This is a genomic window from Streptomyces sp. NPDC050997, from assembly GCF_040660135.1.
GTDB lineage: Bacteria > Actinomycetota > Actinomycetes > Streptomycetales > Streptomycetaceae > Streptomyces.
In genome coordinates this window covers 1-12,069 of record NZ_JBFAGK010000032.1, presented here as the reverse complement: position 1 = coordinate 12,069, position 12,069 = coordinate 1, and the positions used below count along the sequence as shown (strand labels likewise).

At 70.7% G+C, this 12,069-nt stretch carries 11 protein-coding genes; 6 read left to right on the top strand and 5 right to left on the bottom strand.

Annotation, left to right across the window (positions count from 1 at the left end; all coding sequences use genetic code 11):
• Positions 1-69 precede the first annotated feature (69 nt).
• From AB0H86_RS41020 to AB0H86_RS41005, 4 genes are all read left to right on the top strand, one after another.
• Positions 70-726 carry a hypothetical protein gene (locus AB0H86_RS41020; RefSeq protein ID WP_362450837.1) on the top strand — a complete coding sequence of 219 codons (657 nt, stop codon included), beginning with the start codon at positions 70-72 and terminating at the stop codon, positions 724-726.
• The gene (locus tag AB0H86_RS41015; protein WP_362450835.1) at positions 723-1,490 is read left to right on the top strand and encodes a glycerophosphodiester phosphodiesterase; all 768 of its coding nucleotides are present in this window, start codon (positions 723-725) and stop codon (positions 1,488-1,490) included. The genes AB0H86_RS41020 and AB0H86_RS41015 overlap by 4 nt, the downstream gene beginning before the upstream one ends.
• A 64-nt stretch (positions 1,491-1,554) precedes the next feature.
• Positions 1,555-2,910 (top strand): MFS transporter, encoded by a 1,356-nt coding sequence (locus AB0H86_RS41010; RefSeq protein ID WP_362450832.1) that lies wholly within the window; start codon positions 1,555-1,557, stop codon positions 2,908-2,910.
• A 268-nt stretch (positions 2,911-3,178) separates the two neighbouring features.
• Positions 3,179-3,553, top strand: a complete 375-nt coding sequence (locus AB0H86_RS41005; RefSeq protein ID WP_003977404.1) for an RNA polymerase-binding protein RbpA — start codon at positions 3,179-3,181, stop codon at positions 3,551-3,553.
• A gap of 180 nt (positions 3,554-3,733) precedes the next feature.
• On the opposite strand, the gene fxsA is transcribed toward AB0H86_RS41005, so the two are convergent.
• The 4 genes from fxsA to AB0H86_RS40985 all read right to left on the bottom strand — a co-directional run bounded on the left by fxsA (position 3,734) and on the right by AB0H86_RS40985 (position 7,878).
• Complete coding sequence (gene fxsA, locus AB0H86_RS41000) at positions 3,734-4,297, bottom strand: FxsA family membrane protein (protein ID WP_362450829.1); 564 nt, start codon at positions 4,295-4,297, stop codon at positions 3,734-3,736.
• Between the two features lie 72 nt (positions 4,298-4,369).
• Complete coding sequence (locus AB0H86_RS40995; protein ID WP_362450827.1) at positions 4,370-5,170, bottom strand: polyprenol monophosphomannose synthase; 801 nt, start codon at positions 5,168-5,170, stop codon at positions 4,370-4,372.
• Positions 5,171-5,757: 587 nt separating this feature from the next.
• Entirely contained in the window at positions 5,758-7,359 is a 1,602-nt protein-coding gene (locus AB0H86_RS40990; protein WP_362450825.1) for an amidohydrolase, read from the bottom strand.
• A 78-nt stretch (positions 7,360-7,437) separates the two neighbouring features.
• Positions 7,438-7,878, bottom strand: coding sequence for an Lrp/AsnC family transcriptional regulator (locus tag AB0H86_RS40985; RefSeq protein WP_362450823.1), 441 nt, complete (start codon positions 7,876-7,878; stop codon positions 7,438-7,440).
• A gap of 272 nt (positions 7,879-8,150) precedes the next feature.
• On the opposite strand from AB0H86_RS40985, the gene AB0H86_RS40980 reads away from it, so the two are divergent.
• Positions 8,151-8,585 (top strand): hypothetical protein, encoded by a 435-nt coding sequence (locus tag AB0H86_RS40980; protein ID WP_362450822.1) that lies wholly within the window; start codon positions 8,151-8,153, stop codon positions 8,583-8,585.
• A gap of 639 nt (positions 8,586-9,224) precedes the next feature.
• On the opposite strand, the gene AB0H86_RS40975 is transcribed toward AB0H86_RS40980, so the two are convergent.
• On the bottom strand, positions 9,225-10,397 hold the full coding sequence (locus AB0H86_RS40975) for an acyl-CoA dehydrogenase family protein (RefSeq protein ID WP_362450820.1): 1,173 nt from the start codon (positions 10,395-10,397) through the stop codon (positions 9,225-9,227).
• Between the two features lie 332 nt (positions 10,398-10,729).
• On the opposite strand from AB0H86_RS40975, the gene AB0H86_RS40970 reads away from it, so the two are divergent.
• The gene (locus AB0H86_RS40970) at positions 10,730-11,977 is read left to right on the top strand and encodes a glycosyl hydrolase family 18 protein (protein WP_362450818.1); all 1,248 of its coding nucleotides are present in this window, start codon (positions 10,730-10,732) and stop codon (positions 11,975-11,977) included.
• Positions 11,978-12,069 lie beyond the last annotated feature (92 nt).

Sequence of the window (12,069 nt, the reverse complement as noted above, 5' to 3'; positions counted from 1 at the left end):
CATGGATGATGTTTCCACCCAAGCCACAGGGTGTCATGAGTCAGGCCACTACCACCACAGGGGGACCACTTGACCAGGAACAGCCCGGGCCGCGTCGGGCGGCGACTGATCCAGCTGTATGTCGGTCTCGCGCTGTACGGGGCGAGTTCCGCCCTCCTCGTCGAGGCGGGCCTCGGCCTTGAGCCCTGGAACGTGCTGCACCAGGGCCTGGCCGAGCTCACCGGCCTGACGATCGGGGTGGTCTCGATCATCGTCGGCGCCACGGTGCTGCTCCTGTGGATCCCGTTGCGCCAGCGCCCCGGACTGGGCACGGTCTCCAACGTCTTCGTGGTCGGCATCGCCATGGACGGCACCCTCGCCCTGGCCCCCGAGGCGCACACCCTGTCGGTACGGATCCCCCTTCTCCTCGGCGGCATCCTGCTCAACGGCGCGGCCACCGGTCTCTACATCGCCGCCCGGTTCGGTCCTGGCCCCCGGGACGGCCTGATGACGGGCCTGCACCGGCGCACCGGCCGTTCGATCCGGCTGATGCGGACGGGCGTGGAGGTGGCGGTGGTGGTGACCGGGTTTCTCCTGGGCGGCACCATCGGCGTCGGCACGCTTCTGTACGCGGTGTCCATCGGCCCGCTCGCCCAGCTCTTCCTGCGGGTGTTCGCCGTCCCCTCGGAATCCGGCAGCACGGTCGTTGCCACCGGGCCACCGAGGCGAGCGATACTGCGACCGTGAGCACCCGGATACGCCACCCCTACCTCGACCATCCCGGCCCCATAGCCTTCGCCCATCGCGGCGGTGCGGCCGACGGCCTGGAGAACACCACTCCGCAGTTCCGGCGGGCGGTCGAGGCCGGCTACCGCTACCTGGAGACCGATGTCCACGCCACCGCCGACGGCAGGCTCGTCGCGTTCCACGACGCGACCCTGGACCGCATGACGGACGGGGCGGGCCGGATCGCGGACCTGCCGTGGAAGGACGTACGGCACGCGCGCGTGGCGGGCAGGGAGCCGGTGCCGCTCTTCGAGGAACTCCTGGAGGCCTTCCCCGAGGTGCGCTGGAACGTGGACGTCAAGGCGGAGCCGGCCCTTGTCCCCTTCCTGGAGCTGATCGAGCGCACCGGCTCCTGGGACCGGATCTGCCTCGGCTCCTTCGCGGAGGCACGCGTGGTCCGGGCCCAGCGGCTGGCCGGGCCGCGCCTGGCGACGTCGTACGGCACCCGTGGTGTGCTCAATCTGCGGCTGCGTTCCTGGGGGCTGCCGGCCGTGGTGCGCCGGTCCGCGGTCGCCGCGCAGGTGCCTCAGGCGCAGTCCGGCATCCAGGTGGTGGATCACCGCTTCCTGCGAACCGCACACGCGCTCGGACTCCAGGTGCACGTGTGGACGGTGAACGAACCCGAACACATGCACCGGCTTCTGGACCTGGGAGTCGATGGCATCATGACCGATCACATCGACACACTGCGCAAGGTCATGGAGGACCGGGGCGACTGGGTCTGACACCCGGGCCGTCGCCCGCCCGCCGCCCTCGCGCGGCACCTCCACGGGGAAGCGAGGGGCACGGGTGGGCACCGACACCGTGCGCACGGGCACGTCCGACGAGGCCGGCGAACGGCGGCGCGAGCAGCGCGGCTGGTACTTCTACGACTGGGCGTGCTCCGTCTACTCGACGAGCGTGCTCACCGTGTTCCTGGGCCCCTATCTGACCTCGGTCGCCAAGTCGGCGGCGGGCCCGGACGGATTCGTGCATCCTCTGGGGATCCCGGTGCGGGCCGGGTCCTTCTTCGCGTACACGGTGTCCCTGTCGGTGATCGTGGCGGTCCTGGTGATGCCCCTGGTGGGCGCCGCCGCCGACCGCACCGGTCGCAAGAAGCCCCTTCTGGCGGCCGCCGCCTACACCGGGGCAGCGGCGACGACGGCCATGTTCTTCCTCGACGGTGACCGCTATCTCCTCGGCGGTCTGCTGCTGATCGTGGCGAACGCGGCGCAGTCCGTGGCGATGATGCTCTACAACTCCTATCTGCCGCAGATCGCTCCGCCCGAGGAGCGCGACGCGGTGTCCTCGCGGGGCTGGGCCTTCGGGTACGCGGCCGGTTCGCTGGTCCTGATCGCGAATCTCGTCCTCTACTCGGGCCACGAGTCCTTCGGCCTCTCGGAGAGCGCCGCGGTCCGCATCTGCCTGGCCTCGGCCGGTCTGTGGTGGGGTGCCTTCACCCTCGTCCCGCTGCGGCGCCTGCGCGACCGCCGCTCCACCGCGCGGTCCGACGGGGCGACCACGGCTCCCGGCCTGAGGCAACTCGCCGCGACAGTCCGCGACATGCGCCGCCATCCGCTCACCCTCGCCTTCCTGCTGGCCTACCTCGTCTACAACGACGGCATCCAGACCGTGATCTCCCAGGCGTCCGTCTACGGCTCCGAGGAACTCGGCCTCGGACAGTCGACCCTCATCGGCGCGATACTGCTGGTCCAGGTGCTCGCGGTGGCCGGAGCGCTGGGAATGGGGCGACTGGCGCGGGTCTACGGGGCCAAGCGCACGATCCTGGGCTCACTGGTCGCGTGGACGGTGACACTGGCGGCCGGGTACTTCCTGCCGGCCGGGGCTCCGGTGTGGTTCTTCGTGCTGGCCGCCGGGATCGGGCTGGTGCTCGGCGGCAGCCAGGCGCTCTCCCGGTCACTGTTCTCGCATCTCGTCCCGCCCGGCAAGGAGGCCGAGTACTTCTCGGCGTACGAGATGAGCGACCGGGGCATGAGCTGGCTGGGCCCTCTTCTGTTCGGGATCACCTACCAGGTGACCGGCAGTTATCGGGACGCGATCATCTCGCTGGTGGCCTTCTTCGTCATCGGGTTCGTGCTGCTCGCGAGGGTTCCGGTACGGCGGGCGATCGGCGACGCGGGCAATCCGGTTCCGGAGACGATTTAGCGTTCCGAGGCAAAGCGCTGTAGTGTACGCGTTTGGCCTGCCAGGCGTACCGTTACTGCGCGTCAAAGATGCCGAAACGCTGGGTGACATCTGCTAGCAGATGTGACAAACCGGGCGCTGGTGGGTACAACAAGGGGCGGCTACGACGGGCGACGCACGACCCGGAACGGGACGCGGAACGGGAATCTTTACCGCCGACCGGACGTTGACCGGATGACGACGACAGCGACACCTGTCCTGTGGGCGACAAGCCCGGGAGGCACGATTCATGAGTGAGCGAGCTCTTCGCGGCACGCGCCTCGTGGTGACCAGCTACGAGACGGACCGCGGTATCGACCTGGCCCCGCGCCAGGCCGTGGAGTACGCATGCGAGAAGGGGCACCGGTTTGAGATGCCCTTCTCGGTCGAGGCGGAGATTCCGCCGGAGTGGGAGTGCAAGGTCTGCGGGGCCCAGGCACTCCTCGTCGACGGCGATGGCCCTGAGGAAAAGAAGGCCAAGCCCGCGCGTACACACTGGGACATGCTGATGGAGCGGCGCACCCGCGAGGAACTCGAAGAGGTCCTCGAGGAGCGCCTGGCCGTTCTGCGCTCCGGCGCGATGAACATCGCAGTTCATCCGAGGGACAGCCGGAAGTCGGCATAATCCCGGCAAGGTTTGAGCGGGATACAACACACAAGTAACCGCGGGCGCCGTACGTGAAAACTCACGTACGGCGCCCGCGGTTTCGTGTGCCCGTGCTCTTTGTCTGCCCGTGCCGTTCGTCTGCCCGTGCTATTCGTGCCCGAGGCGGCGAGCTGTGAGGGCGGTGCCACCAGCGTCGGCTCAGGGCGTCAGCGGCGGGCGCAAGTCCCGCGGGGCGTCTCCCGGTCCGTCCTTGATGACCTCGCCCTGGACCACCTTTCCGTCCGGCTGGCGCATACGGGCCTGCTGGAAAGCGTCCCCCAAGGTGCCCGGGACCGCCTCACGGAGCTTGCGCTCGACGGTGCGCTCCGCGTAGCGGCTGAGTGCCTTCTGGACCGGCGGGACCAGCAGGAGCAGACCTGCCGCGTCGGAGATCAGGCCGGGGATCATCAGAAGCAGACCGCCCAGCATCATCAGGCCGTTGCCGCCGCCGTTCGACGAGTCCGACGGGGCTCCGCCGCGCTGCAGCGCCTCGTTCAGGTTCTGGAAGGCGCGTCGGCCCGCCCGCTTGATGACCACCGAACCGAGCACGAAGCCGGCGACCAGCAGCAGGAAGACCGTGAACCCGCTCGTCGCGCCCGCCACCATGATGAGCAGCCAGATCTCCAGCACGAGCCAGGCGGCGATGCCCAGCGGCAGGAACGTGCGCAGCCCCGAGCGCCGGGGCCGGGTGGGAGAGGTGGGGGTCGGAGCGCCAGTCGTCATGCGTCCAGTGTGCCTGGAACCGGCTCAGCACGGGATAAGGGGACGACCAACCGCGGCTGTGAGATCGCGGGTCTACGACCCCGACGGCTTCGTGCGGCCCACTATCCTGCCGACCCGCTCCCCCACACCCCAGGTGGTAACCCGCCACAGCGCCTCCACCAGGATGTCCCGGCTCATCTTCGAGTCGCCGAGTTCGCGCTCGACGAAGGTGATGGGCACCTCGACGACGTGATAGCCGGCCCTGACGGCGCGGCGGGCGAGGTCGACCTGGAAGCAGTAGCCCTGGGAGGCGACCTCTTCGAGGCCGAGGCCTTCGAGGGTCTCGCGGCGGAAGGCGCGGTAGCCGCCGGTGATGTCGCGCAGCGGCAGGTCCAGGGCGATGCGGGAGTAGAGGCTGCCGCCTCGGGAGATGTACTCGCGGGACTTGGGCCAGTTCACGACCCGGCCGCCGGGCACCCAGCGGGAGCCGAGGACCAGATCGGCGCCCTTCAGGGCGGTCAGCAGGCGGGACAGTTCCTCGGGCTGGTGGGAGCCGTCGGCGTCCATCTCGACCAGGACGCCGTAGCCCTTCTCCAGGCCCCAGCGGAAGCCCGCCAGATAGGCGGCGCCGAGGCCCTCCTTGCCCTTGCGGTGCAGCACCTGGACCTGGTCGTCACCGGCGGCCAGTTCGTCGGCGAGCTTGCCCGTGCCGTCCGGACTGTTGTCGTCGGCGACCAGCACGTGCGCCTGAGGGACGGCCTTGCGAACCCGGCCGACGATCGCCTTGATGTTCTCCGCCTCGTTGTAGGTCGGGATGATCACCAAAGCCGAACCGAGCGGCCCGAACCGCCTCCCCCGGTCCTGTGCCGCGAGGGTCCCGTCGCCGTCGTTCACTGCTGCCCCTTCATCTCCGTACGCAGAGGTCCACCATAGTGGCCACGGCCTGGGAGGACGTGACGGAACGTTCGTATGGTGGTGTTGTTTCCACAAAAGCGGGGTAGGAATCGCCTTTTGCGTACGGTGCGTGCCGTATCGGGGGCTGTGCGTACTGGGGCTGTGCGTGCCGGGGCTGTGGGTACTGCGGATGGGGGCCCGGCGCCCTTCGGGCCGACCTGGGACCCGCTGGCTGCGAGTCGACCGAAAGCCGTTGTCTACTGAGCGCCCGGGCCCCACCCGGGTCACACCTTCCCGACCGGCCGGAACGTTCCCTCGCCGTGGCGCGGGCGCTGAGCCTGGCTCCCAGTGACGGTGCCCCGGTGCGGCACACCGTCCCTGACCCAGCGGCGCCACGGCGCGTGCGCGGACGTTCCCCGGTCGGGCGTCCGGTGGTGGACTCGGCCGAACCTACCGGCACGCAACCGTTGGCTGTCAACAGCCGTTTGACCTGCGCATCTTCCATCAATGCCCTGGTCAGCGCGGTGGCTGCGCAGCTCGCGCCACGGCGCGTCGCGGGCCGATCGGGGGTGCGCCACCCCCGGAGATCACTCGCTCGGCCGTACGAACACTGTCCGTCCGCCCACCACGGTACGCAGGCAGACCGGAAGGTCGTGGCCGGGGGTCAGGTCGGGCAGGCCGGGGGTGCCGGAGCGGGGGTCGGTCGACCAGCGGGCGACCCGGTCGTCCGGGGCCTGGACCAGCAGTTCGCCCGTGTGCCACACGGCGTAGTCCGCGGGCGCTCCCGGCACCAGGACGCCCGCGTCGTCCCGTCCGACCGCCCGCCAGCCGCCCCGCGTGTGCGCGGTGAACGCGGCGCGCACGGAGACGCGGTGCTCGGGGATGCGATGGAAGGCCGCCGCACGGACCGTGCCCCACGGGTCCATGGGCGTGACCGGGCTGTCCGAGCCGAAGGCGAGCGGGACACCGGCCCGCAGCAGGGCCGCGAAGGGGTTCAGGGTGCGAGCCCGGTCGGCGCCCAGGCGGTGGGCGTACATGCCGTCCTCGCCGCCCCACAGCGCGTCGAAGCCGGGTTGGACGGAGGCGGTCAGGCCGAGTTCGGCGAAGGCGGCGATCGTCTCCGGGGTGAGCATCTCGGCGTGCTCCACACGGTGGCGGGCGGCGCGGACGCGGGCGAGAGAGACCTTCTCGGCGGCGGCGCGGACGCCCTCGACGACCGCGGTCACGGCCGCGTCCCCGATGGCGTGGAAGCCCGCCTGGAGGCCCGCCTCGGTGCAGGCGGTGACATGGGCGGCCACGGCGGCCGCGTCCAGGTAGGCGGTGCCGGTGTGGCCGGCGTCGGCGTACGGCTGGTGCAGACACGCGGTGTGCGAGCCGAGGGCGCCGTCGACGAACAGGTCTCCGGCCGCGCCGACCGCGCCGAGTTCCCGCGCCTTCTCGATGTCCCGCTCGGCCCAGTAACCGACCACCCGCGGACCGGGTTCCTCGGCCGCGAGCCTCAGCAGCCCGGTGAAGTCGTCCTCGGAGGAGATCTCCGGCCCTGCGCATTCGTGAACGGTTCCGATGCCGAGGGAGGCCGCCCGGGCGAGGGCGGTGCGCTGGGCCTCGGTGCGCTGCTCGGGTGTGACGGCGGCGAGGGCGGCAGCACGTACCGCGTGGTGGGCGTCGGCGGTGAGCGGGCCGTCCACGGCGCCGAGGCCGCCAGTCAGGTCGAGCAGGGCCGTCGTGACGACCGCCGAGTGGACGTCGATCCGGCTGAGGTAGAGCGCTCGGCCACCGGTGGCCGCGTCGAGCTCGGCACGTGTCGGGGGGCGACCGTCCGGCCAGCGGGAGGCGTCCCAGCCGTGGCCGAGCAGGACGCGATCGCGTGGGCGCGCGGTCGCGAAGTCCCGTACAAGGGCGAGGGCCGCGTCCAGGGAGAGGGCCTCGGACAGGTCCAGGCCGGTGCGGGCCAGACCGGTGGAGGTGGTGTGCACATGTGCGTCGGTGAACGCCGGGGTGACGAGGGCGCCGTCGAGGTCGATCACCTCGTCGACGCCGTCGGCGAAGGCGTCGGCGGCGCCCTCGGAGCCGACCCAGGCGACGTACCCCCGCTCCACGACCATCGCCGTCGCGAAGGGGTCGGCAGGGCTGTGGACCTCGCCTCGGCGCAGCAGGACGGTGGTCGGTTCGGCGGTGCGTTCACTCATGAGGGACAGTTTCGCGCCTCACGCGCGCCGCCTCGCACCCAGGTCGGCCCGGCGCGCGCCGTCCGGCCCGCCGACGGGTCAGATGCGGGGCGGCCGTGCCTCGTACGGCGTCGACAGCACCACCGTCGTCCGGGTCGACACCCCCGCCAGCGAGCGCAGCCGCGCCAGCAGTTCCTCCAGCTCGTGCGGTGTGGACACGCGCACCTTGAGGATGTAGTTCTCGTCGCCCGCGACGCTGTGACAGGCCTCGATCTCGGGGACACCGGCGAGGCGTTCCGCGATGTCGTCGGGGGCGCTGGGGTCGAACGGTTTCACCGAGATGAACGCGGTCATCGGCAGCCCGACGGCCTCGGGGTCGACGACCGCGGCGTAACCGCGGATCACGCCCCGCTGTTCCAGTCGGCGCACCCGCTGGTGCACGGCCGACGTGGACAGGCCGGTGGACTTGCCCAGGTCTGTGTAACTCATCCGCCCGTCCTTGACGAGCAGCTGCACGATCTGTCGGTCGAGCTCCTCCATGGCGCAAGAACCTACAGTGCTCCTGATCTCCTCGGATACCTGAGCGGCGCAGGTCATACCCGGTTCGTGATGTGGCCGGGAGCAGCCTGCGGGCCCCCTGGGGAGGGGACAAAGCGAACGCGTCGGGCACCTGCGGATGGCATGTGACGAACACCACACGCCACGGACAGGCTCCGTGATGTTCTCGTGATTACCGCCGAGACGGGACGGGAAGTGCTTGCTGTGGTCGAGGCCGCAGTGCCGGCACGACCCAGCCCGAGGGGGAGAATCCATTGCAGAGTCTTAAGCGCCCTGGTCGTACCGCACCCAAGCGGCCGCAGCTGGTCGTCGAGCCCGAGCCGGAGGGCGTTGAACCCGACGCCCTCGACGAGGAACTCGACGCCTACGACACCTTCGAGATGTACCGGGTGATCTGCCCGGACTGCGCGCAGCCCATCGCCCTGCTGGCGGACGAGGAGGTCCTGCCGGAGCACGCGCTGTGCGCCTCGCCGTGGAACCCGTTCGGGCTCACCGTCTGCGCCGGAACCGGCCGCAGGGCGTCCGACGCCGAGCCGGCGGACGAGTCGGAGGAGCTCCAGGAGCAGGACACCGCCCTCCTGTTGACGCTCCCTCAGGGACTCGACTGGCGGACGCAGCCCTTCTCGCACGTCGGCGGCCCGGGCTCGCGCCCCATCCGGGTGGCCGTCTTGCGACGCCAGGCCGCCTGAGCGCACAGCCCGCCCCATCTCCGTGCCCGACCCCGCACCTCGGCCCGCAGGCTGCCGTGGTGCGGGGTCGTCGGCGCGCGCCCGGGCATCGCGAACACGCGAACATCCGAACCCCGGGCATCCGAACACCCAGGCACAGGAACGCCCGGACACGCCGAGCACCCGTGCACCCGTGCACCCGTGCACGCCGAGCACCCGCGCACCGAACGTCCAGGCACCCGCCCTAAGCCGAAGGCCCTGTAGGCCCCGGCCCCGTAGGCCCCGTAGCCCCAGGGCCACATCAAGCCCTCGTCCGAGGTCGGACACAGCACCTCAGCCCCTCGTCCACCCCCGTGCCGCGCCCCCCGGACGACCGTGAACGCACGCCCGATTCCCAGGACCGGTGACCTGTCCGCCGACCTCCGCGTTGCCCTGGTATGCCCCCCACCTACACAGCGACCGGGCGTCAGCGCCGGCTCTTCGTTCCCGCCCCGGTCGCCAGGGCCGCAGAATCGGTTCCGCCGGCGCCGCCGCCGATTCAGGACCCGCCCATCTACCGCGAACTGCTGCGCACCTGGGCCGACCGCGGTCGCACTCTGCCGGGGCGCCCCGACCCGGAGTGGGTCCGGCTGGCGGCGCCCCAGGTGACCGCGGGCCAGTTCAGCGGGTCTCGGGACCCGCTAGATGACGGGCGATGACCATCCGCTGGATCTGGTTGGTGCCCTCGACGATCTGCAGGACCTTGGCCTCACGCATGTACCGCTCGGCCGGGAAGTCGGCGGTGTAGCCGTACCCGCCGAGGATCTGGACGGCGTCGGTGGTCACCCTCATCGCGGTGTCGGTGCAGTGCAGCTTGGCCATGGCCGCCTGTTTGGCGAACGGCCGGCCCGTGTCCCGCAACCGTGCCGCCGTCAGGTACAGCGCCCGGCCGGCCTCGATCTGGGTGGCCATGTCGGCGAGCATGAAGCGCAGCCCCTGGAAGTCGGCGATCGGCCGACCGAACTGCCGCCGCCCGGTGGCGTACTCCACCGCCTCGTCCAGTGCCGCCTGAGCCAGGCCGATCGCGCAGGCCGCGATGCCGAGCCGCCCCGAGTCCAGCGCGGCCAGGGCGATCGCGAAGCCCTGCCCCTCGTCGCCGATGCGCCGGTCGTCGGACACGCGCACGCCGTCGAGGTGGACCTGGGCGGTCGGCGAGCCCTTCATGCCCATCTTCTTCTCGGGCTGCGCCGCGCTCAGACCGTCCGCGTCGCCGGGCACGAGGAACGCGGTGATCCCGCGCGGACCCTCCTCGCCCGTGCGCGCCATGACCGTGTAGAAGTCGGCGACTCCACCGTGCGTGATCCAGGCCTTGGTTCCGGTGATGACCCAGTGGTCGCCGTCCCGTACGGCTCTCGTGCGCAGTGAGGCCGCGTCCGAACCCGAGGACGGTTCGGAGAGGCAGTACGCGCCCAGCAGACCGCCGCCGAGCATCGCGGGCAGGTGCTCGACCTGCTGCTCCTTGGTGCCGTAGGCGGCGAGCGCGTAGGAGGCCAGGGTGTGCACGCTGACGCCGAGACCGACGGTGAGGCGGGCGGCGGCGAGTTCTTCGAGGACCTGGAGGTAGATCTCGTACGGCTGGTCGCCGCCGCCGTACTCGGAGTCGTACGGCAGGCCGAGCAGGCCGGACGCGGAGAGCAGGGTGAAGACCTCGCGCGGGAAGCGCCCGGTGTCCTCCTCCTCGGCCGCCTTCGGGGCGATCTCGTGCTGTGCGATGTCACGCACGAGCGAGATCAGGTCCCGGGCCTCGTCCGTGGGCAGTTGCCGTTCCACCGGCTGCGGGGCGCTGTCGGGCATGGCGACGCTCTCCTCCCTGTCGGGATCTGGCGGACTCACCCGTCGTGGGGGCGGCTCGCCGGGTCTCACTGGGTGCCGACCGATGCTCGCACTCCCGGGTCGCGGAAGCTGCTGACCAGCGGCTGTGCGCTGTGAGTATGCCCGATCGGAGGCATCCCGTCACCAGTTAACGACCGCTTACTTCAAGAGATTCCGGCGCACCTGACCCCCCGAAATTGGTATGAACCATTGACCGATTGGTCTAGTCCTCTTACTGTTTCGCTCCAACGCTTCCCCGCGTTCATGCCAATCGGCGTGCGATCCCCTCCCTGTCCCCTGCGAGGAGACACCCGATGTCCACCCCGCTCCACTCCCGCGCCCGGCTCCGGGCCCTCCTGTCCGCCTCGTGCTGCGCCGCACTCGGCGCGGCCCTGCTCGCCGGTGCGGGCACCGCCACCGCCACGCCCGACGCCGCCGATGCCCCCTCGGCCGGCGCGGCCGGCTCAAAGGTCGTCGGTTACTTCACCGACTGGGGCATCTACGACCGCCAGTACTACGTCAAAAACATCGAGACCTCCGGCTCCGCCGACAGACTCACCCACATCAACTACGCGTTCGGCAATGTCACCGACGGCAAATGTGCCCTCGGAGACGCCTGGGCGGACACCGACAAGCCGTTCACCGCCGAGGAGTCCGTCGACGGCGTCGCCGACACCGCGGACCAGCCGCTCAGCGGCAACCTCAACCAGCTGCGCAAGCTGAAGAGGCTCCACCCCGACCTCAAGGTCATCTGGTCGTTCGGCGGCTGGAGCTGGTCGGGCGGCTTCGGCGAGGCGGCCAAGGACCCGGCCGCCTTCGCCCAGTCCTGCTACGACCTGGTCGAGAACTCGAAGTGGGCGGACGTCTTCGACGGCATCGACATCGACTGGGAGTATCCGAACGCCTGCGGCCTGACCTGCGACACCAGCGGTCGGTACGCTTTCCGGGACGTGATGGCCGCGCTGCGCGCCAAGTTCGGCAAGCGGCAGTTGGTCACCGCGGCGATCACCGCCGACGCCACACCCGGCGGCAAGATCGCCGCGGCCGACTACGCGGGCGCGGCACGGTACGTCAACTGGTACAACCCCATGACGTACGACTACTTCGGCACCTGGGCCGCCACCGGCCCGACGGCGCCGCACTCCCCGCTGACGTCCTACCCGGGCATCCCGCAGGCGGGCTACGACACCGCCGCCACCATCGCCGAGCTCCGGAGCCTTGGCATCCCGTCCTCGAAGCTGCTGCTCGGCATCGGCTTCTACGGGCGTGGCTGGACCGGCGTCACGCAGGCGAAGCCGGGCGGCACGGCCACCGGCCCGGCGGCGGGTACGTACGAGGCCGGCAGCGAGGACTACAAGGTACTGAAGACCACGTGCCCGCCGACCGGGACCGTGGGCGGAACCGCCTACGCCAAGTGCGGCAGCGACTGGTGGAGTTACGACACCCCGAAGACGATCAAGGGGAAGATGAAGTACAAGGACGCGCAGGGTCTGGGCGGCACGTTCTTCTGGGAGCTGAGCGGGGACACCGCCGACGGTGAGCTGATCAGGGCGATCAACTAGGACCTGTCCGGCCGATCAAGTCGCAGGAAATCGGCGGTGCCTGCTAAGCGCCGGTGAGCGGGGTGTGGTGCGTGCAGCTGCAAGGCGGAGGA